At 66.9% G+C, this 26,055-nt stretch carries 21 protein-coding genes; 6 read left to right on the top strand and 15 right to left on the bottom strand.

Annotated features, from left to right (window positions below; genetic code table 11):
• Positions 1-13: 13 nt before the first annotated feature.
• Both DOM66_RS10770 and DOM66_RS10765 read left to right on the top strand, forming a co-directional pair.
• Positions 14-1,441 carry an FAD-binding oxidoreductase gene (locus DOM66_RS10770; RefSeq protein ID WP_110675451.1) on the top strand — a complete coding sequence of 476 codons (1,428 nt, stop codon included), beginning with the start codon at positions 14-16 and terminating at the stop codon, positions 1,439-1,441.
• A complete protein-coding gene (locus DOM66_RS10765) occupies positions 1,380-2,453 on the top strand; it encodes an NAD(P)-dependent oxidoreductase (RefSeq protein ID WP_342588199.1) in 1,074 nt (357 codons plus the stop codon). Before DOM66_RS10770 ends, DOM66_RS10765 begins: the two co-directional genes overlap by 62 nt.
• 11 nt (positions 2,454-2,464) lie before the next feature.
• On the opposite strand, the gene DOM66_RS10760 is transcribed toward DOM66_RS10765, so the two are convergent.
• Together DOM66_RS10760 and DOM66_RS10755 are read right to left on the bottom strand one after the other, a co-directional pair.
• On the bottom strand, positions 2,465-3,445 hold the full coding sequence (locus DOM66_RS10760) for a GntR family transcriptional regulator (RefSeq protein WP_110675449.1): 981 nt from the start codon (positions 3,443-3,445) through the stop codon (positions 2,465-2,467).
• A 236-nt stretch (positions 3,446-3,681) separates the two neighbouring features.
• Entirely contained in the window at positions 3,682-5,397 is a 1,716-nt protein-coding gene (locus tag DOM66_RS10755; RefSeq protein WP_110675448.1) for a DEAD/DEAH box helicase, read from the bottom strand.
• Between the two features lie 536 nt (positions 5,398-5,933).
• On the opposite strand from DOM66_RS10755, the gene DOM66_RS10750 reads away from it, so the two are divergent.
• Entirely contained in the window at positions 5,934-6,425 is a 492-nt protein-coding gene (locus tag DOM66_RS10750; protein WP_110690118.1) for a YaiI/YqxD family protein, read from the top strand.
• 63 nt (positions 6,426-6,488) lie between these two features.
• Here DOM66_RS10750 and DOM66_RS10745 read toward each other — a convergent pair whose 3' ends face one another.
• Together DOM66_RS10745 and DOM66_RS10740 are read right to left on the bottom strand one after the other, a co-directional pair.
• The gene (locus DOM66_RS10745) at positions 6,489-7,493 is read right to left on the bottom strand and encodes a glutathione S-transferase family protein (protein ID WP_110675446.1); all 1,005 of its coding nucleotides are present in this window, start codon (positions 7,491-7,493) and stop codon (positions 6,489-6,491) included.
• Positions 7,494-7,614: 121 nt separating this feature from the next.
• Positions 7,615-8,577 carry a LysR family transcriptional regulator gene (locus DOM66_RS10740; protein ID WP_110690117.1) on the bottom strand — a complete coding sequence of 321 codons (963 nt, stop codon included), beginning with the start codon at positions 8,575-8,577 and terminating at the stop codon, positions 7,615-7,617.
• Between the two features lie 544 nt (positions 8,578-9,121).
• On the opposite strand from DOM66_RS10740, the gene DOM66_RS10735 reads away from it, so the two are divergent.
• Both DOM66_RS10735 and DOM66_RS10730 read left to right on the top strand, forming a co-directional pair.
• Positions 9,122-10,732, top strand: a complete 1,611-nt coding sequence (locus tag DOM66_RS10735) for a peptidoglycan DD-metalloendopeptidase family protein (protein ID WP_342588195.1) — start codon at positions 9,122-9,124, stop codon at positions 10,730-10,732.
• Positions 10,733-11,065: 333 nt separating this feature from the next.
• On the top strand, positions 11,066-12,481 hold the full coding sequence (locus tag DOM66_RS10730) for a PhoH family protein (protein WP_110675443.1): 1,416 nt from the start codon (positions 11,066-11,068) through the stop codon (positions 12,479-12,481).
• A 136-nt stretch (positions 12,482-12,617) separates the two neighbouring features.
• Here the strand turns inward: DOM66_RS10730 and DOM66_RS10725 are convergent, their stop codons facing one another.
• The 3 genes from DOM66_RS10725 to DOM66_RS10715 form a co-directional block, all read right to left on the bottom strand.
• Positions 12,618-12,857, bottom strand: a complete 240-nt coding sequence (locus tag DOM66_RS10725) for a hypothetical protein (RefSeq protein ID WP_110690115.1) — start codon at positions 12,855-12,857, stop codon at positions 12,618-12,620.
• Between the two features lie 91 nt (positions 12,858-12,948).
• A complete protein-coding gene (locus tag DOM66_RS10720; protein WP_110690114.1) occupies positions 12,949-13,581 on the bottom strand; it encodes a DUF938 domain-containing protein in 633 nt (210 codons plus the stop codon).
• A 21-nt stretch (positions 13,582-13,602) separates the two neighbouring features.
• On the bottom strand, positions 13,603-14,268 hold the full coding sequence (locus DOM66_RS10715) for an alpha/beta hydrolase (RefSeq protein ID WP_110675441.1): 666 nt from the start codon (positions 14,266-14,268) through the stop codon (positions 13,603-13,605).
• Between the two features lie 170 nt (positions 14,269-14,438).
• Here DOM66_RS10715 and DOM66_RS10710 point away from each other — a divergent pair, with 170 nt between their 5' ends.
• Positions 14,439-16,097 (top strand): alkaline phosphatase family protein, encoded by a 1,659-nt coding sequence (locus DOM66_RS10710; RefSeq protein ID WP_110690113.1) that lies wholly within the window; start codon positions 14,439-14,441, stop codon positions 16,095-16,097.
• Here DOM66_RS10710 and DOM66_RS10705 read toward each other — a convergent pair.
• The 8 genes from DOM66_RS10705 to fdhA form a co-directional block, all read right to left on the bottom strand.
• The gene (locus tag DOM66_RS10705; protein WP_110690112.1) at positions 16,066-17,055 is read right to left on the bottom strand and encodes a TerC family protein; all 990 of its coding nucleotides are present in this window, start codon (positions 17,053-17,055) and stop codon (positions 16,066-16,068) included. The two genes, DOM66_RS10710 and DOM66_RS10705, sit on opposite strands and share 32 nt — an antisense overlap.
• A gap of 276 nt (positions 17,056-17,331) precedes the next feature.
• A complete protein-coding gene (gene purU / locus DOM66_RS10700) occupies positions 17,332-18,198 on the bottom strand; it encodes a formyltetrahydrofolate deformylase (protein ID WP_110675438.1) in 867 nt (288 codons plus the stop codon).
• A gap of 49 nt (positions 18,199-18,247) precedes the next feature.
• On the bottom strand, positions 18,248-18,928 hold the full coding sequence (locus DOM66_RS10695) for a sarcosine oxidase subunit gamma (protein ID WP_110690111.1): 681 nt from the start codon (positions 18,926-18,928) through the stop codon (positions 18,248-18,250).
• Positions 18,921-21,962, bottom strand: a complete 3,042-nt coding sequence (locus DOM66_RS10690; RefSeq protein WP_110690110.1) for a sarcosine oxidase subunit alpha family protein — start codon at positions 21,960-21,962, stop codon at positions 18,921-18,923. Before DOM66_RS10690 ends, DOM66_RS10695 begins: the two co-directional genes overlap by 8 nt.
• Positions 21,959-22,348 (bottom strand): sarcosine oxidase subunit delta, encoded by a 390-nt coding sequence (locus tag DOM66_RS10685; RefSeq protein WP_110690109.1) that lies wholly within the window; start codon positions 22,346-22,348, stop codon positions 21,959-21,961. Before DOM66_RS10685 ends, DOM66_RS10690 begins: the two co-directional genes overlap by 4 nt.
• Before the next feature lie 12 nt (positions 22,349-22,360).
• Positions 22,361-23,611 (bottom strand): sarcosine oxidase subunit beta family protein, encoded by a 1,251-nt coding sequence (locus DOM66_RS10680; RefSeq protein ID WP_110675434.1) that lies wholly within the window; start codon positions 23,609-23,611, stop codon positions 22,361-22,363.
• Between the two features lie 268 nt (positions 23,612-23,879).
• The gene (locus DOM66_RS10675; protein WP_110675433.1) at positions 23,880-24,470 is read right to left on the bottom strand and encodes a DNA-3-methyladenine glycosylase I; all 591 of its coding nucleotides are present in this window, start codon (positions 24,468-24,470) and stop codon (positions 23,880-23,882) included.
• A 141-nt stretch (positions 24,471-24,611) separates the two neighbouring features.
• Positions 24,612-25,805, bottom strand: coding sequence for a formaldehyde dehydrogenase, glutathione-independent (gene fdhA, locus DOM66_RS10670; protein WP_035471891.1), 1,194 nt, complete (start codon positions 25,803-25,805; stop codon positions 24,612-24,614).
• Positions 25,806-26,055 lie beyond the last annotated feature (250 nt).

Raw genomic sequence — 26,055 nt, 5'->3', positions numbered from 1 at the left:
AGGTGAGATGACGATGAGTAACGACAACGCCCTGATCGGCGAACTCGAAAAACTGCTGGGCGCGCGCGGCGTGCTCACCCAGGAAGATGACCTGGCGCGCTACCGCACCGACTGGACCGGACGCTGCGGCGGCATGCCGCTGGCCGTGGTACGCCCGGAGAACACCGCCCAGGTGGCCGATATCGTCGCCTACTGCCACCGCCACGACGTGCCGCTGGTGCCCCAGGGCGGGCACAGCGGGCTGGTGTGCGGGGCGATGCCGGACGAAGAGCGCGCCGAGCTGGTGCTCAGCCTGGAGCGCATGAACCAGGTGCGCGAGCTCGACCCGCTGAACTTCAGCCTGAGCGTCGACGCCGGCTGCGTGCTGCAGACGCTCAAGGAGGTCGCGGAGGAGGCGGACTGCTACTTCCCGCTGGCGCTGGGCGCCCAGGGCAGCTGCCAGATCGGCGGCAATATCTCGACCAATGCCGGCGGGATCAACGTGCTGCGCTACGGCATGACACGCCAGCTGGTGCTGGGCCTGGAAGTGGTGATGCCCGACGGGCGCATCCTCAGCCACATGCGCGCGCTGCACAAGAACAACACCGGCTACGACCTGAAGCAGCTGTTCATCGGCGCCGAGGGTACCCTGGGCATCGTCACCGGTGCGGTGCTCAAGCTCTTCCCCAAGCCGCAGGTCACCCGCACCGCGCTGCTCGCCTGCGCCGACATCGATGCGGTGCTGGCGCTCTATGCGCTGGCTCGACGCTGCTGCTGCGATCTGCTCACCGCCTTCGAGCTGATCCCGCGGCACTGCCTGGAGCTGGCCATGCAGGCGGCACCGGAGCTGCGCGACCCGCTCGACTCGGCCCACCCCACCTACGTGCTGATGGAGGTCGCGGCGAGCGGCCCCGCCGACCTCGATGCGATGATCGAGGCCCTGTTCGAGCAGGGGTCCGAGGCGGGATTGCTGGCCGACGGCGTACTCGCCTCCAGCGAGGCCCAGGCCCAGCAGCTGTGGCTGATCCGCGAGGCGATGCTGGAGGGTCAGCGGCAGACCGGCGAGCATCTGCGCACCGATATCTCGCTGCCGATCTCGTCGCTGTCGCTGTTCCACGCCCAGGCCTGCCACGCCATCGCCGAAGCCTGCCCGGAGGCGACGGTGATCGCCTACGGCCATATCGGCGACGGCAACCTGCACTTCAACATCCTGCCGCCGGCGACGCTGGCGGAAGCCGAGCGCCCGCCCCTGCTCCACGACCTGGAGCTGCGCCTGTTCGAGATCGTCGAGGCGTTCGACGGCAGCATCAGCGCCGAGCACGGCATCGGGCGGCTCAAGCAGGCTGCCTTTCTGGACACCCTGCCGGGGCCGGAGTACGACCTGATGCGCGGGATCAAGCATCTGCTCGATCCCCGCGAGCTGCTCTCGCCGGGGCGTATCCTGCCGACCAGCGGCGAATGACACCGGCGAGGGCAACGCAGCAGCCACGTGCCAGTGCATCCCCGGGGCGCGCCATCAGTGCGCCCCGCACGAGACAGATAGGCGAGGACAAGGCGAGATGACCACACAACGACGCGTCGGTGTTCTGGGCACCGGCATCATGGGCGCTCCGATCGCCCGCCGCCTGGCCGCTGCCGGCTACGCCGTCAGCGCCTGGAACCGCAGCCGAGACAAGCTGACGCCACTGGCGGATCACGGCATCCGTCTCGCCGCCACCCCGGCCGAGGCAGCCACGGTCGACACCCTGATCGTGATGCTCAGCTCAGGGCCGATATGCGATGAGGTGCTGCTGGGCGCGGATGGCGTGATCGCCGCCATGCCCGCCGGCAGCCAACTGATCGTGATGAGTTCGATCCCCGTGGCCACCGCCCGCGGCCAGGCCGAAGCGGCCGCAGCCCGCGGCATCGACTATCTCGACGCCCCGGTCTCCGGCGGTGAACGCGGCGCCATCGACGGCACCCTGGCGATCATGGTCGGCGGCGAGGCCGCCGCCTTCGAGACCAGCCGCGAGCTGCTGAGCCATCTGGGCCGCCCCACCCATGTCGGCCCAGCCGGCTGCGGGGAACTGGCCAAGCTGGCCAATCAGATGATCGTCGCCAACACTCTGGCCACGGTGGCCGAGGCGCTGCTGCTGGTCGAGCGCGGTGGCGCCGATCCGGCCCAGGTGCGCCAGGCACTGCTTGGCGGTTTCGCCGACTCGACCATTCTCCAGCAGCACGGCGAGCGCATGCTGGCCGGTGACTTCGTCCCCGGGGGCCCGGCCAAGTGGCAGCACAAGGACACCCAGACCGCACTGGCCGTGGCCACCGAACTGGGGCTGTCGCTACCGCTGAGCCAGCGCGCCGATGCCCTGTTCGGCGCCATGCTCGAACAGGGCGATGGCGATCTCGACCACAGTGGCATCATCCGCGAATTGCGCCGCCACAATGCGCTGCCGGTCGACGGCCCGGCGGTGAATGGCAAGCCGGCCTAGGGGCCGGCCGCTCAGCAGCGGCTGAGCCAGCGCAGATAAGCGGGGATGCGGATATCGCCATCGCGCTGGAAGTTGACCAGCCGCGCCTGCACCAGCGACTCGGAGCAGGCCAGGTGGTCACTCAACGTCTGACTCGCGCGGGCCGCCTGCCCCGCCGCCAGCGCTTCGAACACCTGGCGGTGGGCAGCGAAGAAGGGATCCTCCGGCGGCAGTGCGATCTCACCACCCAGCAGGTGCTTGCTGATCAGCAGGATCGGCCGGGTGCGCTGCAGCATCGACAGCAGTTCGTCATTGGCGCCGTGGACCAGGGCGTCGTGGTGCAGGTCGTGCTCCAGCGCATCCAGCCGCCCCGGGTCGATATGCGGATAGCGCCGCTCGGCCTGGGCCAGCCGCTGCAGATAGCGCGCGATGTCGTCTGCCCCGATACGCTCACACGCCTTGCCGATCATGAAGGGTTCGAGCAGGCGGCGTGCCTCGTAGAGCTGATGCAGCCGGTCGCTGTCCAGCGGCACCACGTTCCAGCTCGAATACTTGACCTTGGCCACCACGCCCAGCGACTGCAACTGCAGCAGAATGCGGTGGGTCACGCTGCGACTGACGTCGAGCGTACGCGAGAGCTCCAGCTCGTTGAGCTCCAGCCGCCCCTTCATCGAACCGAGCACCACATCGTGCTCGACCCGTTCGGCCAGCGCGCGCCACGACTCGGTACGCTTGACCGAGGCGCGCCCGCCGGCGGCGCGGAAGTCGGCGGCGGTGAGCGAGCGCCGTACCACCTCGCTCGGCCCGCGGCCGACCACATAGCCGCGCCCCTCAAAGCGACTGATCGCTCCCTCGTCGTGCAGCCGCGCCAGGGTCTGGCGCACCGGTGAGCGGCTCATGCCGAAGATCTCGGCGATATTGCCCTCCAGCAATACCAGGCCGGGCTCCAGATGACCGCTGGCCATGCTGCGCAGCAGCGCCTGGTAGAGCTGGTCCTTGAGCGTCTTGACCATGCCTTTCCTTAGCCGTCGGTGGCGCCAGCGCGCGGCGCCGACGCGACACCTGTCTCGATTCAGCGAACGAAACGATTATTGCACACCATGATCATTGGTGGCTGTCCGACCATGGCCCAAGCGGCTCCCGGCGGAATCGCGGCCGCGACGGCGGCGCCCCCGCAAAGGTGCGGGGTACGCACACAAAAACGCCGCCCCTGAAAACAGGGACGGCGTAGGGCCGGCGATGCCTGGGATCAGGCGCGCGAGCGGCGCATCGGCGCATCGCCGTCGCTGCGGCGACGCGGTGCGCGCTCCGGCGCGCCCTGATCTTCGGTGATCTCCAGCGAGCGGCCGGCGACCCGAGCACGCGCCATCTTGGTCAGAATGGTGCTGGGCAGGCCGCTGGGCAGCTCGACCACCGAGAAGGCGTTGCGGATGTCGATACGACCGATCCGGGCACCTTCGATACCGCCTTCGTTGGCCAGCGCACCGACCAGTTGGCCGGGCTTGACGCCATCCTTGTGGCCGACCGAGACACGATAGCGGGTCATGCCTTCACGCGGGGCACTGTCGCGACGACGCGGGCCACGCTCGCGGCCGGCATCACGACCGCCGTCACGCGGGTTGTCGCGGCGTGCCGGACCTGCGGTGATACGTCCGATCGGGGCTTCACCGGCACGCGCCAGGGTCGCCATGGCAGCGGCCAGATCGACGGGGTCATGACCCTCTGCGACCAGCTTCTCGATCAGCTCACGCTGCTGGCCGGCGCCGGCTTCGAGCATCTCGAGCAGACGCGCGCTGAAGCGCTCGTCACGATGGGCGCGGATGGCGCTCTCGTCGGGCAGCGGCATCTCGGTCATCGGCTGGCCGGTGGCCTGCTCGACCCAGCGCACCTTGCGCGTCTCGCGACCGCCGGCGAAGGTGATCGCCACGCCGTCACGGCCGGCACGGCCGGTACGCCCGATGCGGTGGATGTAGGCTTCCGAGTCCTGCGGCAGGTCGTAGTTGACCACGTGGGTGATACGCGGCACGTCGAGACCACGCGCCGCCACGTCGGTGGCCACCAGCACATCGACCTTGGCCCGCTTGAGCCGGGTGATGGTGCGCTCGCGCAGGCTCTGGTCGAGGTCGCCGGAGAGGCCGGCGGCGTTGACGCCGCGGGCGGTCAGCTGCTCGACCAGCGTGGTGCAGGCGGCACGGGTACGCACGAAGACGATCGCGGCGTCGACCGGCTCGACCTCGAGGATACGGGCCAGCGCTTCGAGCTTGCTCGGGCCTTCGACCCGCACCACACGCTGCTCGATGTTCTCACCGGTGCTGACCTTGGACTCGATCGCCACCTTGACCGGATCGACCAGATAGCGATTGACGATGCGCTCGATCTCGCTCGGCAGGGTGGCCGAGAAGAACACCCGCTGGGAGTCGCTGGGGGCGTCGGCGACCACGCGCTTGACGTCGTCGATGAAGCCCATGCGCAGCATCTCGTCGGCTTCGTCGAGCACCAGCGCGGAGAGCCCTTCCAGCTTGAGGCTGCCACGATCCAGGTGATCGATGATCCGGCCCGGGGTGCCGACCACCACTTGAGCGCCACGCTTGAGCGCGCTCAACTGTTCACGGTACTCCTGACCGCCGCACAGGGTGGCGATCTCGAGACCTTTCAGATTCTGTCCATACTTGGAGAACGAGACGGCCACCTGCTGGGCCAGCTCGCGGGTCGGTGCCAGTACCAGCACCTGGGGTTCACGCCGATCGAGCTCGATACGGCTCAACAGCGGCAGAGCAAAGGCAGCGGTCTTGCCGGTGCCGGTCTGGGCCTGGCCCAGCACGTCACGGCCATCGAGCAGCGCAGGAATGGTCTGCGACTGGATCGGGGATGGCGTTTCATAGCCCAGGGTATCGAGGGCAGAGAGTACTTCCGGCAATAGCGCCAGTTCGCCAAAACTAGGCGTCGCAACTACAGTCGAGGTCATTTCACACCTTGGAGTGGCCGGTGGGGGTACCGGCAAAAATGTCATGGTGCCGCGGGCTTGTGGCCCGACCGACACCGGTCGCACCTGGCATTGTCACCGAGTCGGCGCGAGTGCCGGGTCGGAGACGTCTGTGGCGACCTTGCTGCGCCCGGTCGTGAGAATCATCGACCGCTGAAAGCGCGCCATCGTTGCATCCGGACGCAGAAATCGGCTTGCGCCGTGCGTCGTACACGAGATACGTCCGGTAGTGGCATCGACTCACGGGTCGATGGCGTGGATTGCAGACATATCGGCAGGATGGTGGGGTCAACACATGCGAGGAAGCGCAACTATACCATGGGTGAAGCTTCACCTCCAACACGATCGTAAATTTCCTACATCTAGCGCTCTCTGTCTCCCGCCTCCTCTTTTTCGCCCTTGCTCCTTTTCCGCCCCTTGCTCCCGCTTACCACCGAAGGGTGAGTGCACGGCCCATCACGGCTAGAATCGCGAGTGCCTATCATCAGCCCCCTCATCAGGCCCCAGGAGAACCGCCGATGTCCCGAGATGTGCCCCAAGAGCCGGCGGCGGAGACACCCGCCGTGACCCTGTGGATCGATGCCGACGCCTGCCCGCGGGCGGCCCGCGAGATCATCCTGCGCGCAGCCGAGCGCACCCATACCCGCACCTGGATGATCGCCAACCACGCCCTGCCGCTGCCACCCTCGGCCTGGGTCAAGCCACGCAGCGTAGCCCACGGCTTCGATGCCGCCGACGACCTGATCGCAGCCTCGCTGAGCCCCGGTGACCTGGTGATCACCAGCGACCTGCCGCTGGCCCAGGAGGTGATCGAGCGCGGCGCCGACGTCATGACCACCCGCGGAGAGCGGCTGAGCGCCGACAATGTGCGCGCCAAGGTGCAGATGCGCGACTTCCTGGAGACGCTGCGCGCCAGCGGCGAGCAGACCCGGGGCCCTGACGCCTACGGCGACGCCGAGCGGCGCGAGTTTGCCAATGCGCTGGATCGCTGGCTGCGCCGCCATACCTGAGACATCACATCTGAATCTGCAAGCCCCAGGCGCCTGCCCGCGGCATCACACGTCGGCGAAGCATCAATCGCGCTCGCGGATACCGTGACCCTCCAGCCGTCCGCGGTCATGGGGGCGCTCGAGATCCAGCTGTGGCCCCCGCGGCACGATGCGGGTCGGGTTGATGGTGTCGTGGCTGTAATAGTAGTGGCGCTTGATATGGTCGAAGTCGACCGTCTCGGCGATGCCCGGCCACTGGTAGAGCTCGCGCAGGTAGTTGGCGAGCTGCGGGTAGTCCTCGATCCGCCGGCGATTGCACTTGAAGTGACCGAAGTAGACCGCGTCGAAGCGAATCAGCGTGGTGAACAGACGGATATCCGCCTCGGTCAGCCAGGCCCCGGCCAGGTAGCGCTGTTCGGCAAGACGCGCCTCGAGTCGGTCGAGACAGGCGAACAACGCCTCGTAGTGCTTCTCGTAGACCGACTGTTCGGTGGCGAAGCCGGTCTTGTAGACGCCGTTGTTGACGTTGTCATAGACATCGGCGTTGACCGCATCGATCACCTCGCGCAGATCCTCGGGGTAGAACTCGAGCCGGTTGCCGGTGAGCCCATCGAAGGCCGAGTCGAACATGCGTACCAGCTCCGCCGACTCGTTGTTGAGAATCCGGCCCTGCTGCTTGTCCCACAGCGCGGGCACGGTGACTCGTCCGGTGTAGCGCGGGTCGGTCAAGGTATAGAGCTGGTGATGATACTCGACCCCATTGATGGCATCGCCGCTGGCGCCCTCGTCGCGGTGATACGACCAGCCCTGATCGAGCATCAGTGGGCTGGTGTGGGAGACCCCGATCAGCGTGTCGAGCCCCTTGAGCTTGCGCATGATCAGTGCCCGGTGGGCCCAGGGGCAGGCCAGCGAGACGTAGAGATGAAAGCGCCCGGCCTCGGCGCGCACGCCCGGTTGCCCGTCCGGCCCGGGTTCACCGTCGGCCGTGACCCAGTCGCGCAGCTTGGCGGATTCGCGCACGAACTCCCCACCGTGGCTCTGGGTGTCATACCACTTGTCCTGCCATTCACCGTTGACCAACAGGCCCATGCGTCTCTCCCTCTTTCTGATATTGCCGGCGCGCCAGGCGCGGGATTCGTCTTCAGCATAGAGTGCCGGGATCGAATATCGAGCGCATAAATTCGCTGCCACCGTTCGGCACAGACGAACCTTACTGGGTCTGCTCGTCGGCCAGTGGGATCTGCCGCGCCTCCGCCCCCTCCTGCAGCAGCAGCGGCTCTGCATCACGGCAGCTGGTGACGGTTGCCTCGATCAGCGCCTGCGCCAAGGCCTGGGTCGCCGGACCGGCGCCATCGATATCGCGATGGACGATCTGCAGCGAGGCGTAGCGGATACCGCCGACCCGCAGCGGCAGGGCTTTCAGCCGGCCGGCGTCGAGCGCTGCCTGGATACGCGTCTGCGGCACCCAGGCAAAGCCCAGCCCACGCTCGAGCATGTCGATGGAGGTAGAGAGGTGCGACAGCGTCCAGCGCTGCTCGGCCTTCAGCCAGCCTGAGTCCAGCCGGTGACGCATGGCGGAGTCACGCACCACCAGCTGGCGATGGCCTTCCAGATCACGCAGATCGAGCGCCCGGCCCAGACCGTGCAACGGATGCTCGGGGTGGGCCACGGCGATGAACGGAATGTCCACCAGCGGCTGGCCCAGAAAGCCCTGCGGGCTGAAGCCCGAGATGATCAGGTCGGCGCGCGACTCGTACAGCATTTCGGCGGCACCGTTGAGCACGGTCTCGTGCAGCTGCACGCGCACGTGGGGATAGGCCGCCGAGAATTGAGTCAGCGCCTCGGCCAGCGCGTGGCCGGGAAAGATCTGATCCACCGCCAGCGTGATCTCCGCCTCGAGGCCGCCGGCGAGGCGCTCGGCGACATCTTCGAGCAGCGCCGCGTTCTCGATCAGCTGGCGCGCCCGGCGCAACAGCATCTCGCCGGCCTCGGTCAGCACCACCTGGCGCCCCTTGGGCTCGAACAGGCGCACCCCCAGCTGCTCCTCGATCTTGTGAATCGCATGGTTGAGCGTCGAGGGGCTCTTGTGGATCGCCTCTGCCGCCTTGGCGAACCCCCCATGGTCGGCCACCGCCGCCAGCATCTGCCACTGCAGCAAGGTCACTCTCGGCATGCGCTCGTCTCCGGCTGAACAGCTCTCATGGGCCCGGGCAGGAACGCCGCGCCCCGTTCAGTTTACCGCGTCGAAGGCGTCGAGAAACCCGTTACACGCTGCCATTCGGTGCGTGCACTCTGGCCTCGGCCCCGCGTATCTGGCACCATCGTGCAGCCCCTTCCCGCGCCGCCAGGCAGCTATTTTTCGACGTCATCGAAAAGTGATACAAGGGTTTTACGCGACGCCATTGGCGCAAAATAGCGACGTTTTTCGCGCACCATGTTGGTGCAAAAAGCCTGTCAGAGCGGGCCGAAACTGCGCCCGGAAGGTTAGGCTGCAAAACATCTTCTTGACACCGCGCCACTCTTCTTCGCACCCCATGGCGCCTGGGATACGGTGCTGTACATTAATACAGACTAGGCAATTAATACCGCCATGGGGTATGGTTCCCGAGCCTTTATATTAGTTTGTCACCTTTTTTACTCGGGCCTTCACCTTCATGCTGCGAATTTTCCATTCGCTACCCCGCACTCATAAAGTGTTGCTGCTTCCGGTTGCCACGATGGTTACCGTGCTGGGTACGCAAAAGATCATCGGCGTCTTCGACCACGCCGACAACGCGCAGACACCGATTTCCGTCGCCTCGACCGCCACACTTTCCCAGTCGATCATCGCCTCGGCTGGCGATCATGATCAGGCAGACGGCCCTTCGGCGCTCCAGCGTCTTTCCGACGATATTCCGCTGGCGCAGCTGAAGCCGCTGGAAGTCATGGATGTCGGTCTGATCCCCCAGGCGCAGGCCAGCGAGGATATCCCCGCGGCCAGTGCTCCGGCGACGGCCGGCGCCCCATTGCTCGCCGCCACGGCGCTCAAGTCGGCCCTGGCGCTGGGTGCCAGCGGTCAGGATTACGCGGCCAACAGCGACAGCGACGACGACATCGGCGGCACCTCCTACGAGGACTGGACTTCCGATGGGGCGCTCGACCCCAACGGCGATCCCGATCTCGGCAGCGAGATCGCCTCTAACGAGCACTACGTGCCGGAGTGGCAGAGCTACACCATCCAGAAGGGCGACTCCTTCGCCCTGACCGCCGAGCGCACCCTGGGGCTGGAGTACAGCGACGTGACCCAGATCCTCGGCGCCGTGCCGGACAAGAAGGTGCTGACCCGCTGGCGGGTCGGCCGTACCTTCGACTACAAGCTCGATGAGAATGGCCAGCTGCTGGCCCTGCGGGTGATGAAGAACCCCCGCGACGGCTACCTGATCGAGCGCGACAGCGAGACCGCCGAGTTCGCCTACTCGCCGATCGAGAAAGCCGGCGAAGCCACCCAGCGCATGTTCAGCGGCACCGTCAGCGGCTCCTTCGCGCTCTCGGCGCAGTCCACCGGGCTCTCCAGCGCCGAGGTCTCCGAACTGACCCACGTGCTCTCCAAGAAGCTCGATTTCCGCCGTGACGCCCGCGCCGGCGATCACTTCCAGGTGCTGGTCGAATCCGACATGATCGACGGCCAGTCGCTGGACTCCAAGATCCTCGCCGCCAAGTACGAAGGCCAGCGCATGGATCTGACCGTGATCCGCAACAGCGCCGACGACCACTTCTATACCCCGGACGGCAACGGCCTCGATCCCGCCTTCGACCGCTACCCCTTCCAGGGTCACTACCGCATCAGCTCGCCGTTCAACCTGCGCCGGCACCATCCGGTCACCGGCCGGATCAGCCCGCACAAGGGCACCGACTTTGCCATGCGCAGCGGCACCCCGATCGATGCCCCCGCCGACGGCCGGGTCGAGAAGGTGGTCAACCACCCGCTCGCCGGCAAGTACATCGTGATCCGTCACGACAACGGCTATGTCACCCGCTACCTGCACCTGAGCAAGGCGCTGGTGAAACCCGGCGACCGGGTCAAGATGGGCCAGGAGATCGCCCTCTCCGGCAACACCGGCCGCACCACCGGGCCGCATCTGCACTACGAGATCCTGGTCAACAACCGTCAGGTCGACGCCATGCGCGTGAAGCTGCCGGACTCGCAGCAGCTGACCGGCAAGGCGCTGGCCGCCTTCAAGCGTCAGTCGGAGAATCTGCTGGCCAAGCTCGACCAGGGCAGCGGCGACGAACCGGCGATCGCCCAGGTCGATCCGCAGAAGACCAAGCGCGGCGACGACAACATCTGATCCGTCGCTGGCCGACACCAGCAAGCCCTACCTCGAAAAAGCCCCGCCCCGTGCGGGGCTTTTTGCTGCCTGCCCGGCATGAAAAGCGTCAGGCGAACCGCAACGCAGCGGACCTGCACTGGGAGCGACACTAATTTCCGTTTCCCGGGGGTAGAAGTTTCTGTCGCTTGGGCTCATTCTGATAATGACTCCGTTACGTCAGGGAGGTAACGCCGACACCGTTCTTGCGTCCGACACGACAGTGGCACTGACGGAGTCTCCTGCCCGACATCGACTTGTCATGGCACTCTGTCAGGGTCGAGAAGCCTTGAACTCACAGGAGTGCTTTTGCCGATGGTGCGTATCGACAAGAAAGCGAACAGGCTCTACGTACTGGACACCAATGTCCTGATCCACGACCCCGCAGCCCTCTACCATTTCGAAGAGCATGATGTGGTCATTCCCATGACCGTGCTCGAGGAGCTCGACAAGCACAAGAACGGCATGCGCGAGATCGCTCGCACCGCCCGCCAGATCAGCCGCACTCTCTCCGACCTCACCGCCCACGTCACGCCCGAGGAGATTCAGCAAGGCATTCCCATCCCCCGCGTCAGCGGCGGAGCCGCCGGCCGTCTGCGCTTCCTCTGCTATCAGGACCTGGAGCCGCTGGAGACCCTGGAGGACTCTCCGGACAATCGCATTCTCGCCGAAACCTGCCGCCTGTGCCGCGACCGTCCCGACGCCTCCGTCATCCTGGTGACCAAGGACATCAACCTGCGGGTCAAGGCCGCCGCGCTCAAGGTGCCGGTGGAGGACTACCTCAGCGACAAGGCTTTCGACGATCTCGATGCCATGATCGAGGGCGCCAAGGTCTATGCCGACGCCGGCCGCGACGGCCACGGCCTGTGGGAGTCGCTGGACGTCGACGTGATGGTCGAGCGCGCCGAGGGGCACACCCTCTACCACCTGGAAGGCGCGATTCCCGACGACTGGCATGTCGGCATGCTGGTCTCCGACAGCGACAACGGCGCCGACTTCGAGGCGATCGTGCGCAGCCACTCGCCGCGCCGCGCCACCCTGCAACTGCTCACCAACTACCGCCACCACGACGGCGTCTGGGGCGTGCATGCCCACGACAGCCGCCAGAACTTCGCCCTCAATCTGCTGATGGACCCGGAGATCGACTTCATCACCCTGGCCGGCAGCGCGGGGACCGGCAAGACCTTCATGGCCCTGGCCGCGGCCTTCCAGCAGACGCTGGACGCCAAGCAGTTCGAACGTATCGTCTTCACCCGCGCGCCCATCCCCATGGGTGAGGACATCGGCTTTCTGCCCGGCACCGAGGAGGAGAAGATGTCACCGTGGATGGGTGCCTTCCACGACAACATGGACAACCTGCTGCGTGACGAGCGCGAGGGCTCGACCAGCTGGAGCGACGGCGCCACCCGCCAGTTGATCGGCTCGCGGGTGCAGATCCGCTCGCCCACCTTCATGCGTGGGCGCACCCTCAACGATACCTTCCTGATCATCGACGAGGCCCAGAACTTCACCCCCAAACAGCTCAAGTCCCTGGTCACCCGTGCCGGGCGCAACACCAAGATCGTCTGCCTGGGCAACGTCGGCCAGATCGACACGCCCTACCTCACCGCCAGCACCTGCGGCATGGCCGCCGTGGTCGAGCGTTTCCGCAACTGGCCCCATGCCGGACACATCACGCTCAAGAGCGTGGAGCGTTCGCGCCTGGCGCTGGCGGCCGAAGAGCTGCTGTGACGCTGTCGTGACGCCAGGCGGCGGGGCCTCGCCCCGCCCCTCTCGGAGGCCTGCGACAGCCCCCAGTTGGAGAACCCCAAACGAAGAAGCCCCGGCACTCGGCCGGGGCTCTCTGACGTCAGCGTCGTATCACGCGTCACTCGTCGTCGGTATCGGGCTTCTTGTTATTGATCACATCCTCGATCAACTGCTCGGACTCGCTGCGCGGGGTCTCGTCGAGAATCCGCTCGGCCTGGTCCCAGGCGCACACCTCGGTATTGCACGAGGTGCAGAAGACCCCATCGTCGGGCTGCTTGGCCTGGGAGACCTTCATCATGTGGTTGCCGCAGTTGGGGCAGCCCTTGGGCATCCGGAATTCCACGGAAAAGTCTGACACGGCGTTACTCCTTGTCGGCCGTCGGGAATGAACTTCAGTGTAGTCGAGTCGCAGCGATCGGGGGCAGCGGAAGCCGCCATCCCCGTCGCGGCTAGTCCTGGGCGACCCGCCGCCACACCAGGCAGAGGTTGTTGGCCGGCATCTCATGCACCTGCAGCGCCTCCAGCCCGGCCTCGGCGGCCAGCGCTTCCAGCGCCGTCAGATCGCGAATACCCCAGCGCGGATCACGCGCACGCAGCGCCTCGTCGAAGCGCGAGTTGCTCTCGGCCAGCGGCATTCCGGCGCGCCGGAACGGCCCGTACAGCACCAACAGCCCACCCGGCGGTAGCTGGCGCCCGGCGGCGGCGAACAGTGACTCCGCCGCCGCCCAGGGCGCGATGTGCAGCAGGTTGAAGGCGCACACGGCCACCAGCTCCTCGAGCTTGGGCCACTCGGCGGTGACATCGAGCGCCAGCGGCGCCAGCAGATTGGGGCGCGCGGCGACCTCGCGCCAGGCCGCGATCGAGCGCAGCGCCTCCGGGCTCGGGTCCGAGGGCTGCCAGCGCAGGCCGGGCAGCGCCTCGGCCAGGTAGACGGCGTGCTCGCCGCTGCCGCTGGCGATCTCCAGCACGCTGCCGCGGGCCGGCAGCACCTGGCGCAGGATCGCGGCGATGGGGGCGCGATTACGCTGCGCCGCCGGGCTCGATAGACGCGGGTCGTCGGCGGCGCGGCCGATATCGTCCATGCTGTGCATCGTGATACCCGCTCAACCCAGCCGCGCCTGGAGCCAGGCCGCGATGTCGCCGGCCTGCTCGGGGCACAGGCTATGGCCCATGTCGTAGGTGCGATAGTGCACCGGATAGCCCAGCGCCTCGACCCGCTCGGCGCCCTCGCGGCCCAGCGCTTCGGGCACCACCGGATCGGCGCTGCCATGGTGTACCTCGATCGGCAGCTGACGATTCTCCGCGGCCAGCGCGATGCTGTCGGCGGTGGCGAAGTAGGTCGAGAGCGCGAGCAGCCCACCCAGCGGATGCGGGCATGACAGTGCCGCCTCGTAGGCCACCGCCCCGCCCTGGGAGAAACCGGCGACGATGATCCGCCGGCTGTCGATGCCGGCCTCGATCTGCGCCTCGATCAGGCCCTGCACCCGCTCGGCGGAGGCGCGCAGCTGGGCGACATCGACCCGCCGCCCCAGATTCATCTCGAGAATGTCGTACCAGGCCGGCATGCTCATGCCGCCGTTGACGGTGACCGGCAACTGCGGCGCATGGGGCAGCACGAAACGCACCGAAAGCGTCGCATCCAGGCCCAGCGCCGGCACCAGCGGCTCGAAGTCATGGCCATCGGCGCCGAGACCGTGGAGCAGAATGACACAGGCGTCGGCGGCGCGGCCGTGACTCGGCTCGACGATGAGTTCCTGAGCGGATGGCATGGCAGCTCTCCCTATAGCGTAAAATCGACAGTCTAACGTGGCTGCCGCCACCGCGCCCGCGCCGATTGCCTTTACCGGGTGCGCATCGCCCGGCCCCTGTGCAGCCCCCGGGCGATAGGCGGTGCTATGCTCGGGCCGCAACCCAACGATCACCGGATTCAGGAAGACTCATGACGCTCTCCTTCGAGTCGGCCAGGGCCAAGGCCGGCTGGCGCCTGCTGCTGGCATGGCTGCTGCTCAATGCCCTGCTGCTCACCCCCGAGCTACCCTGGGCCGGCTTCCCCCCACACCACTGGCTGGCGCTGGAGGCGCCGCTGCTGATCGGCCTGCTCCTGCTGCTGCCGCCGTCACGTCTGCGCCGCTGGGCCTGTGCCGCAGTCGCGCTGATCGGCGTGACGATCGCCCTGGGCGCACTCGGCGACGGCCTGATGCAGGCGATGCAGGGGCGCTCGATCAATCTCTATACCGACGTGTCGCTGCTGCCGATTCTGATCGAGCTGCTGGTCGCCAATCTGGGCCTGCCGCTGACCCTGGCGCTGACCTGCGGCCTGGGGCTGGCACTGTTCGCGGTGGGCTGGGCGCTGACGGCACTGCTGGCGGCCAACCATCGCCCTCCACTGCCGCGCGGCCTGGGGGTGGTGCTGCTGGCAGTCGGTGCCGGCGGCCTGGCGCTGCAGCACGCCGGCCGCCTCGAGTCCACGCCGATCGGCAGCCCGGCGCTGGGTTTCGTGACCTTCGAGTGGCAGCGGGCGCTGGAGACACGTAACGCCCTGGCGGCGTTCGGCGGCGAGCTCCAGAGCGATCCGGGAGCGCGGGCACTGCCGGGGCTGGCGGGGACCGACGTGGTACTGGGCTTCATCGAGTCCTACGGGGTCGCCGCCATCGAGCGCGAACCCTTCGCCGACGAGATCCGCCCACGTCTCGCCCAGGTACAGGCCGAGCTGGCCGCCGCAGGGCTGTCGATGGTCACCGGCCGGGTCACCGCTTCGACCCTGGGCGGACAGTCCTGGCTCAACCACGCCACCCTGCTCAGCGGCCTGCCGATCACCTCGCAGCTACGCTTCGAGCTGATGCTCAACCGCCACCACTCGACCCTGGTCGACGACTTCGCCGCCAGCGACCACCGCACCCTGGCGGTGATGCCGGGAATCATCCGCGACTGGCCCGAAGGCCGCCAGCTCGGCTACGACGAGATCCACACCGCCGACAGCCTCGGCTACCGCGGGCCGCCGATGGGCTGGGCCAGCATGCCCGATCAGTTCACCTGGAAACGCGTGGGCGACTATCTGGATGCCGCAGCGGCATCCACGAACGCCACCACGCCGACGTCGCGCGCCACCTTCGCCGAACTGGCCACCCTCTCCAGCCACGCTCCCTGGTCGCCGGTGATCACGCTGGTCGACTGGAACCGCGTCGGTGACGGCGAGGTGTTCTCGCGCTGGGCCGGTGCCGGCGACGACTACGCCTCACTATGGCAGAACACCGAGGCGATGCGCGCGCACTATGCGCCGGCCATCGACTACGCCCTGCAGGCGGCGGCGGGCTTCGCCGAGCGCCAGGTCGGCAAGCACACGCTGATGCTGATCCTCGGCGATCACCAGGCCGCGCCGAGCATCATCGGCCCGAGCCCGGGCAAGGACGTGCCGCTGCACGTGATCAGCGGCGACCCGGCGCTGCTCGAAGGTTTTCTCCACAACGGTTTCCGGCCCGGTGCGTTGCCGCCCGGGCCGGAACAGGCCATCCCCATGTCACAGATCCGCGCGCTACTGCACCGGATCTATGCCGCGGCGCCGGCGCTCAGCCGGCCTGCTGCTGCCCACGGCTCTTGATCAGGCTGGCGACGGTGGTGACCACCAGGGTGCCAACGATGATCGTCATCGACAGCCAGATCGGGATCTCCGGCACCAGGTGCAGCGGCTGGCCGTCGTTGATGAACGGCAGGTTGTTGGTGTGCATCGCCTCGATGATCAGCTTGACCCCGATGAACGCCAGGATCAGCGACAGCCCGATGCCCAGATAGACCAGCCGTGACAGCAGCCCGCCGATCAGGAAGTAGAGCTGGAGCAGGCCGAGCAGCGCGAAGGCATTGGTGGTGAAGACGATATAGGGCTCCTTGGTCAGCCCGTAGATCGCCGGGATCGAATCCAGCGCGAACAGCACGTCGGTCATGCCCAGGGCCACCACCACCATGAACAGCGGTGTCACCAGACGCTTGCCGTTGCGCAACGTGAGCAGGCGATCGCGATCATACTCGTCGGTGGCGGGCAGGCGTTTCTGCACGAAACGTACGATGGCGTTGGGCTCGTACTCCTCGTTGCTGTCGTGGCCCCCGGCGCCCTCGCGCATCAGTTGGACGGCGGTATAGAGCAGGAATAGCCCGAACAGGTAGAACACCCAGCTGAACTCGGCGATCGCCGCCGCCCCCACCGCAATGAACAGCCCGCGCATGATCAACGCGATCACGATCCCGATCAGCAGCGCCTTCTGCTGATAGGCCGGCGGCACCGCGAACTTGGACATGATGATCAGGAAGACGAACAGATTATCGACCGAGAGGCTCTTCTCGGTGATGAAGCCGGCGAAGTACTCGGCGCCGTGCTGCGGCCCCCAGACCCACCACAGCCCTCCGCCGAAGAGCATGGCGAGGACAACGAAGAAGACCGACCACCAGGCCGCTTCGCGGAAGCTGGGCGCGTGCGGCTTGCGCACGTGGGCATAGAAGTCGAAGACGAACAGGGCAGCGATGCCGGCAATCGTAGCCAGCCAGACCCACAGAGGGACATGCATGAGGAAACCTCCGGTTGACGGTGAACGTCACCGAAAGTCTCTCCCGCTGGCCGCGGCACCCGCTGGGTGCCCGAACAACCGATGACCCCGGGGCAATGTGGCCCGTGCTGACGACATCATCGACCGGCGGCGCACGCAGCGCCGGCGGCGGGATACTCCCCTTCCGTGCCCGCGCATTGTGGCCCGCCGCTGACGGCTAGGCAAGAAAAAAGCCCGTGGGATCACGGGCTTTCGGCAGTTTTCCGGTAGACACCGGGTGCCTGCGCCGAGCCGGCATCAGCCGGAGAGCACCACCGTGCGTCCAGCGTGCAGGAAGACGCGTTTCTGCAGGTGATAGCGCACCGCCCGCGCCAGGGTCAGACACTCGATGTCGCGGCCGCGCGCCACCAGATCCTCGGGGTAGTGGGCATGGTCGACCGCCTCGACACCCTGGGCGATGATCGGCCCCTCGTCGAGATCGTCGTTGATGTAGTGGGCGGTGGCACCGACCAGCTTCACGCCCTTCTCGTAGGCCTGATGGTAGGGCTTGGCCCCCTTGAAACCGGGCAGCAGCGAGTGGTGGATATTGATCGCGCGGCCGGCGAAGTGGTGGCACAGCTCGGGCGACAGCACCTGCATGTAGCGCGCCAGGATCACCAGCTCCGCCCCGCTCTCCTCGACCACCCGGCGCACCTCGGCCTCCTGCTCCGCCTTGGTCTCCGGGGTGATCGGCAGATGGTGATAGGGCAGTCCGTGCCACGCCGCCAGCGGCTCCAGATCCGGATGGTTGGAGACGATGGCGCGCACGTCGATCGCCAGCTGCCCGGTGCGGTAGCGATAGAGCAGATCGTTGAGGCAGTGATCGGTCTTGGAGACCATGATCACCACCGGCAGACGATAGTCCGGCGGGGTCAGCTCGAAGTGCATGTCGAAGGCCGACGCCCGCGCCGTGAACTGCTCGCGGAAGCCGTCGCCATTGAAATCCGCCTGCTCCGGCAGAAAGGCCGCGCGGATGAAGAACTGCCCGCCGCGGTAGTCGTCGAAGGAGTGCAGTTCGGTGATGTAGCAGCCCTGCTCCTTGAGGAAGCGGGTCACCACGTCCACCGTGCCCAGACGGCTGGGGCACTGGGCGGACAGAATCCAGCTGTTGTTTTCAGAGTGCATGGTGGCTCCAGCCAGGCCCGGCCCCTGCCATGGCAGGGGCCTTCGATCATCAGGGCGACGCGGATTCCACGCGCAGCCCATACTCGCGCCCGGCGTCCCGCAGCCAGCGCACGCAGTAGTCGGCGAAGCTGCGCCGTACCACCAGCTCGAAACGCGCCTCGGTCGGACGCCGCAGCACCACGCTGGTCTTGGCGAAGACGGTACCCACCGCCTTGCCCACCGGCAGCCCGTGCTCGTGCACATCGTAGACCACCGACTTCATCAGCAGCTCACGCGCCTTCTCACCGGAGAGCTCCAGTAGGGTCTGGCCGCCGCCGACATTGACGATGGCGAAGTGGGCATCCCCCAGCCGCGCACGCAGCCGATTCTCCAGCTCGAACTCCTCGCCGGCGGGCACGATCACCAGCCACTCGTCCGGCGAGACCCACTGCACCGAACGGCTGCCCTCGGCGTCGAGCACCAGCCCCAGCGGCTTGCCCGGCAGGCTCACGCCGAGTTCGGCGCGCACCGCCTCGTCGAGGGTGATGGCCCCGCCGCGCAGCACCAGATGGCCGAGGAATGGCCGTTCGACCACTCGGATCTGCTCGGCGGCGCCCCCCTCCTCGGTGACGTGCCCCTGCACTCGGCTCCACTGCAGCGGCGACTCGGGGGTGACGCCGGCGTCGGCGCCCGGATGCGTGTCGAAAGTGGCAGCGTTGCCGACACTGGCTTCGGAATGGGCTTCAGACATTCTGGCGCTCTCCCTTGGGATCGATGAAGACGGTACTCACGACTTCGGCCTGGTGGACACTGCCATCGGACATCGGCAGATAGACGGTCTCGCCCATCCGGTTGCGTCCGCCCTTGAGCACTGCCAGCGCGAAGCCGCTCTCCAGTACCGGGCTGTAGTAGCTCGAGGTGACGTGACCCATCATGGTCATGGGGATCTTCTGCTCGGGGTCGAGCACGATCTGCGCCCCCTCCTCGAGGACCACCTTGGGGTCCTTGGGCTTGAGCCCCACCAGCTGCTTGCGATCCTCGCGGGCGGTGTCCGGACGCGTCAGCGCGCGCTGGCCGATCCACGAGAACGGTTTGTCGTAACCCACCGCCCAGTGCATGCCCAGATCCTCCGGGGTCACCGAGCCGTCGGTGTCCTGACCGGCGATGATCAGCCCCTTCTCGGCACGCAGCACGTGCATGGTCTCGGTGCCGTAGGGCGTGAGGTCGTACTTCTCGCCGTGGGCGAAGAGCGCCTTCCACACGTGCATGGCGTAGTTGGCCTGGACGTTGATCTCGAACGCCAGCTCGCCGGTGAAGGAGATACGGAACACCCGCGCCGGGACGCCGGCGACCTTGCCCTCTTTCCAGTCCATGAACTTGAACTGCTCGCGGTCGAGGTCGATGTCTGTCACTTCCGACATCAGCTTGCGCGCGTCCGGACCGGTCACGGTCATGGTCGCCCAGTGGTCGGTGACCGAGCCGAAGTAGACCTGCAGCTCCGGCCACTCGGTCTGGTGCCACAGCTCCAGCCACTCCAGCACGCCGGCGGCGCCGCCGGTGGTGGTGGTCATCAGGAAGTGGTTTTCGCCCAGGCAGCTGGTGGTACCGTCGTCCATCAGCATGCCGTCGTCTTTGCACATCAGCCCGTAACGCACCCGCCCCGGCGCCAGCTTGGCCCACTTGTTGGTGTAGACCCGGCCCAGGAACTCGCGCGCATCCGGCCCCTGGATATCGATCTTGCCCAGGGTCGAGGCATCGAGAATGCCCACGCCGCGGCGCACCGCGAGGCACTCGCGCGCCACCGCTTCATGCATCGTCTCCCGCTTGCCGTTGACCCGGCGCGGGAAATACCAGGGGCGCTTCCACTGGCCGACATCCTCGAACTCGGCGCCGTTCTCCACGTGCCACTGGTGCAGCGCGGTATAGCGCTCGGGATCGAACAGATCGCGGCAGTGGCGGCCGACGATGGCGCCGAAGCTGACCGGGGTGTAGTTGGGACGGAAGACCGTGGTGCCCACGTCGGGAATCGAACGATTGAGACAGCGCGCCGCGATCGCCATGCCGTTGATGTTGCCGAGCTTGCCCTGGTCGGTACCGAAACCCAGCGCGGTGTAGCGCTTGACGTGTTCGATCGACTCGAAGCCCTCGCGGGTCGCCAGCTCCACTGCTGCCGCGGTGACATCGTTCTGCAGATCGACGAACTGCTTGGGCGCGCGTAGCGGCGGCTTCTCGTGGGGCACCTGATAGAGCGCGCTGGTCGGCGACTCGTGGCGCACCTCGACGTCGGGGACGGCGATCGCCGCCGCCTCTTCGAAGCCCGCCGCGCGGGCCGCCTCGGCACCGACACCGGCACCGTCGGCCAGAGCCTCGCCGAGGGCGTAGACGCCGTGGGCACCGCCGGCGACATGCATCCCCTTGACCTCACCGGGCACGAAACCGAGCAGGTCGTCACGCCATTGCGGGCGCTTGCCGGTGTGCGACGCCAGGTGCACCACCGGGCTGTAACCGCCGGAGCTGGCGATGGTATCGCACTCCAGCGTCTCGACCTTGCCGGTCACCACGAAGCGTTCGGTGTCGATCGCCACCACCTTGGCACCACTGACGCGCTGGTTGCCGGTGGCTTCCATCACGGCGCTGCCGGTGATGACACGGATACCGGCGTCGCGGGCCTGCTTGGCCAGATCGCCGTCCGGCTTGGCCCGCGAGTCGACCACCGCGACGACCTCGCGGCCGGCCTCCTGCCAGTCCAGCGCCGCACGATAGGCGTGGTCGTTGTTGGTGGAGAGCACCAGCCGCTGCCCCGGCACCACCCCATAGCGGCGGATATAGACGGAGACGGCACCGGCCACCAGATTGCCGGGTACGTCGTTGTTGGCATAGACCAGCGGGCGTTCGTGGCTGCCGCTGGCCAGCACCACGCGGCCGGCACGCACCCGGTGCAGACGCGCACGCACTTCGCCCTCGCGCCCGGCAGCCGCGGCGGTATCGGCGAGGTGCTCGGTACGCCGCTCGTGCAGGGTGACGAAGTTGTGGTCGTGATAGCCGTTGGCGGTGGTCCGCGGCAGCAGCGTGACGTTATCCAGGCCGGCGAGTTCGGCCACGGCCTGTTCGGCCCAGGCGCTGGCCGGGGCGCCGTCGATGGATTCGCGGCTATCGAGCAGCGAGCCACCCATCTCTTCCTGCTCGTCGCACAGGATCACCCGCGCACCGGCACGGGCGGCGGAGAGCGCGGCGGTCAGCCCCGCCGGGCCGGAACCGATCACCAGCACGTCACAGTGCTGATTGAAGTGGTCGTAGATGTCCGGATCGGCTTCGCTGGGCGAGCGGCCGAGACCGGCCCCCTTGCGGATGAACTTCTCGTAGGTCATCCACATCGAGGCCGGGGCCATGAACGTCTTGTAGTAGAAGCCTGGCGGCATGAAACCACCGCCCAGCTTGCCGACCCAGCTCATCACGTCGCGCTGCACGCTGGGCCAGCCGTTGGTACCCCGCGCCACCAGGCCGTCATACAGGGCCTGCTGGGTAGCACGCACGTTGGGCACCTGGGCGGCTTCAGTGGCGCCGAGCTGAACGATGGCGTTGGGCTCTTCCGGCCCGGCGGCGGTGATCCCGCGCGGCCGCGAATACTTGAAGCTGCGGTTGACGACATCCACCCCGTTGGCCAGCAGCGCGGAGGCCAGAGTATCCCCGGCGAAGCCCATGTATTGCTGGCCGTTGAAGGTGAACGACAGCCGCCGCGAGCGGTCGATGCGCCCGCCCTGATTGAGACGATTGGACTGGGTCATGACGGCGTCTCCTCGTTGAGCCGGCTGTTCTCGGGCTGCGCGCCCACGGTCTGCCAGCCGCCGTCGGCGGTCTGCACGCCCTGCTCGCGGCGCACCTCGGCGTTGGCGGCGGTGATGCTCGGCTGCTCGCCCATGCGATAGGTCTCGAGAATCTCGTAGCTCGTGGTGTCGCGGGTGATGTTGAAGAACTTGCGACAACCCAGCCGGTGCACCCACATCTCGTGGTGGATACCGCGCGGGTTGTCACGGAAGAACAGGTAGTCCCCCCACTCGTCGTCGCTCACGCTGGCGGGGTCGGCCGGACGAACGAGGTGTGCCTGACCGCTGGGATGGAACTCCTCTTCCTCGCGGTACTCCTGGCAGTAGGGACAGAAGATATGAAACATGGTGTGCTCTCCTCAGTGCGCCACGCCAGCGGCGCCGTGTTCATCGATCAAGGCGCCGGTATTGAACCGGTCGATGGAGAACGGCGCCGCGATGGGGTGCATTTCCCCTTTTGCCAAACTGGCTGCGAAAACGTGTCCGGAGCCGGGGGTGGCCTTGAAGCCGCCGGTGCCCCAGCCGCAGTTGAAATAGAGTCCCTTGACCTGGGTCTTGGACAGGATCGGGCAGGCGTCGGGGCAGGTATCGACGATGCCGCCCCACTGCCGGTTCATGCGTACCCGCGAGAACATCGGGAACATCTCGACGATCGCCTGCAGGGTGTGCTCGATGGTGGGGAAACTGCCGCGCTGCCCGTAACCGAGATAGCCGTCGATCCCCGCGCCGATCACCAGATCGCCCTTGTCGGACTGGCTGACATAGCCGTGCACGTGGTTGGACATGGTGACGGTGTTGAGAATCGGCTTGAGCGGCTCGGAGACCAGCGCCTGCAGCGGATGCGACTCCAGCGGCAGCTTGATCCCGGCCATCTTGGCCAGCACGCCGGAGTTGCCCGCGGCCACACAGCCCACGGTATGCGCTTCGATATCACCACGGTTGGTATGCACGCCGTAGATCTGGCCATCGCGGATCTTGAAGCCGGTCACCTCGGTGTTCTGCAGCAGATCGACACCCAGGGCGTCGGCGCCGCGGGCGAAGCCCCAGGCCACCGCGTCGTGACGCGCGACCCCGGCACTCTTCTGCCACGACGCGCCCATGATCGGATAACGCGCGTTCTTGGAGGTGTCCAGCGCCGGCTCGATCTCCTTGATCTGCTCGGGGGTCACCACTTCGCTGTCGATGCCGTTGAGGCGGTTGGCGTTGACCCGACGCTGCACGTCACGCATGTCCTGCAGGGTGTGCGCCAGGTTGAGCACACCGCGCTGAGAGAACATCACGTTGTAGTTGAGATCCTGCGACAGCCCCTTCCACAGATCGAGGGAGTGGTTATAGAGCTGCGCCGCCTCGTCCCACAGATAGTTGGAGCGCACGATGGTGGTATTGCGCGCGGTATTGCCGCCGCCCAGCCAGCCCTTCTCGATCACCGCCACATTGGTGACGCCGAACTCCTTGGCGAGGTAGTAGGCCGTCGCCAGACCGTGGCCGCCACCGCCGACGATGATCACGTCGTAGCGCTTCTTGGGGGTGGGGTTACGCCAGTGGCGCTCCCAGTTCTCGTGATGACTGAGCGCGTGCTTGACCAGGCTGAAACCGGAATAACGTTGCATGGGGACCCTCTCTACGTCGCTCGTCGCCTTGGCGACACGCGGTCGGCGTGCGGTGATTTTCCGCGATGGTATCGCCCGCCCGGGGGGGCATGATGCTCTGCCACGTCACGCTAGAGTGCGTTTGCGACATGGCCTGGTGATTTGCGACAGCGGGGGGGCGAGAAGCGTGCGTGGGGATGGATTACGGCGCGGCTGCAAGCAGCAGAAACGCCGCCTTGAAGGGCGGCGTGTCGGTGATATCACGTCAAAAAGCGATCTACGCAGTGGTTCAGCCCATTGCGGCCACCGGCTTGCGGCGATGGCAATCCTCGGCATGGTCGTTGACCATCCCCACGGCCTGCATCCAGGCGTAGACGATCACCGGCCCGACGAACTTGAAGCCGCGTTTTTTGAGCGCCTTGGAGATATCGACAGAGAGCGGCGTCTGGGTGGGCACCGAACCGTCGCTGCCGATAGAGTCCTGGATCGGACGACCACCGACCATACCCCACAGGAAATCGGCGAAATCCTCGCCGTTGTCACGCATGGCGAGATACGCCCGCGCGTTGCCGATGGTCGCCTCGATCTTGGATCGCGAGCGGACGATGCCGGCGTTGCCCATCAGGCGTTCGATATCGGCCTCGTCGTAGCGGGCGATGCGCTCGGGGTCGAACCCCTCGAACGCCTCGCGGAAGGCGTCACGCTTCTTGAGGATGGTGAGCCAGGAGAGACCGGCCTGAAAGCCATCGAGGATCAGCTTCTCCCAGAGGGCGCGGCTATCGTACTCGGGGACGCCCCACTCGGCATCGTGGTAGGCGGCATTGAGCGGGTGGGTCTGCGCCCAGGCACAGCGCGGCAGGTCGGGGTCGGGTACGGTCATGCTCGGCTCTCTTCAGCGGACGGCGGTCGTCCCCCGATTCTGCCGCCCCGGGTGGCCAAAACCAAACGCAAAACGGCCGGAAGCGCCCGCAGGCGCTTCCGGCACGTCACACAAACACCCGGGTATCGGGCGGGGTCGGGATCAGCCGAGGGTCCCGTGGGGGTCGATCACGAACTTTTTGGCCGCCCCGCCATCGAAGGCCGCATAGCCCTTGGGCGCATCGTCCAGGGAGATGGTCTGGACGTTGACCGCCTTGCCGATATGGACCCGCTCATGCAGGATCGCCTGCATCAGTTGACGCTGATAGCGCATCGCCGGGGTCTGCCCGGTGTGGAACGACATCGCCTTGGCCCAGCCCAGCCCGAACTTCATCGAGATGTTGCCGTGCTTGGCATCTTCGCTCTCGGCGCCGGGGTCCTCGGTCACGTAGAGACCCGGGATACCCACGGCACCGCCGGCCTGGGTGATCTCCATGGTCGCGTTGAGCACCGTCGCCGGCTGCTCATGGGCGTGGTTGTGGCCATGGCAGTTGGCTTCGAAGCCGACCGCGTCGACCGCGCAATCCACCTCCGGCACACCGAGCACCGACTCGATCAGATCGGACATGCTGGCGTCCTGCTTGAGATCGAGGCCCTCACAGCCGAAGCTGCGCGCCTGTTCGAGGCGCTGATCGTTCATGTCGCCGACGATCACGCAGGCCGCGCCCAACAGCTGTGCCGAGACCGCCGCCGCCAGGCCCACCGGACCCGCGCCGGCGATATAGACGGTCGAGCCCGGCTTGACGCCGGCAGTGACGCAGCCGTGGAAGCCGGTGGGGAAGATGTCGGAGAGCATGGTCAGATCGAGGATCTTCTCCAGCGCCTGCTCCTTGTCCGGGAACACCAGCAGCTGGAAGTCCGCGTAGGGCACCATCACGTACTCGGCCTGCCCGCCGACCCAGCCGCCCATGTCGACATAGCCGTAGGCGCCGCCGGCACGATCGCCGTTGACGTTGAGACAGATATGGGTGTCGCCGCGCTTGCAGTTGCGGCAGCGCCCGCAGGCGACGTTGAAGGGTACCGAGACGACATCGCCGACCTTGATGAACTCGACGTCACGCCCGCACTCGACCACCTCGCCGGTGATCTCGTGACCCAGCACCAACCCTTCCGGCGCAGTGGTACGGCCGCGAACCATGTGCTGGTCACTGCCGCAGATATTGGTGGTCAGAACCTTGAGGATGACACCGTGCTGGCACTGACGGCTGCCCAGTGCGAGTTCCGGGAACGCGATGTTCTCGACGGCGACTTTACCGGGGCCGCGATAGACGACGCCGCGATTGGCGGGTGAAGACATGACGTGAACTCCTGTGGCTGGTCTCTGGCTGCCCTCGCGTCCACCCGTCTGGCGGGGCGGATCCGGAACGACAGACCAGAGTCAGCGTAAGAGCCCCTGCCCCGGGGGAGATGTCTCGTTGCGCCACCGGGTGACGCAACGACGACAGGGAGGCATGTCCAAAGGTCTTAGGCATTGCACGAAAACGGCCTTCGCCCGCCGGCTTTTCGGACATAGCCCAGGCATGACATGAGACGCCGCCCGGGAGGGC

The sequence above is a fragment of the Salinicola endophyticus genome, from assembly GCF_003206575.1.
Classification (GTDB): domain Bacteria; phylum Pseudomonadota; class Gammaproteobacteria; order Pseudomonadales; family Halomonadaceae; genus Salinicola; species Salinicola endophyticus.
Note: the sequence above shows the minus strand (reverse complement) of the source record. Positions and strands in the feature narration are given on the sequence as shown.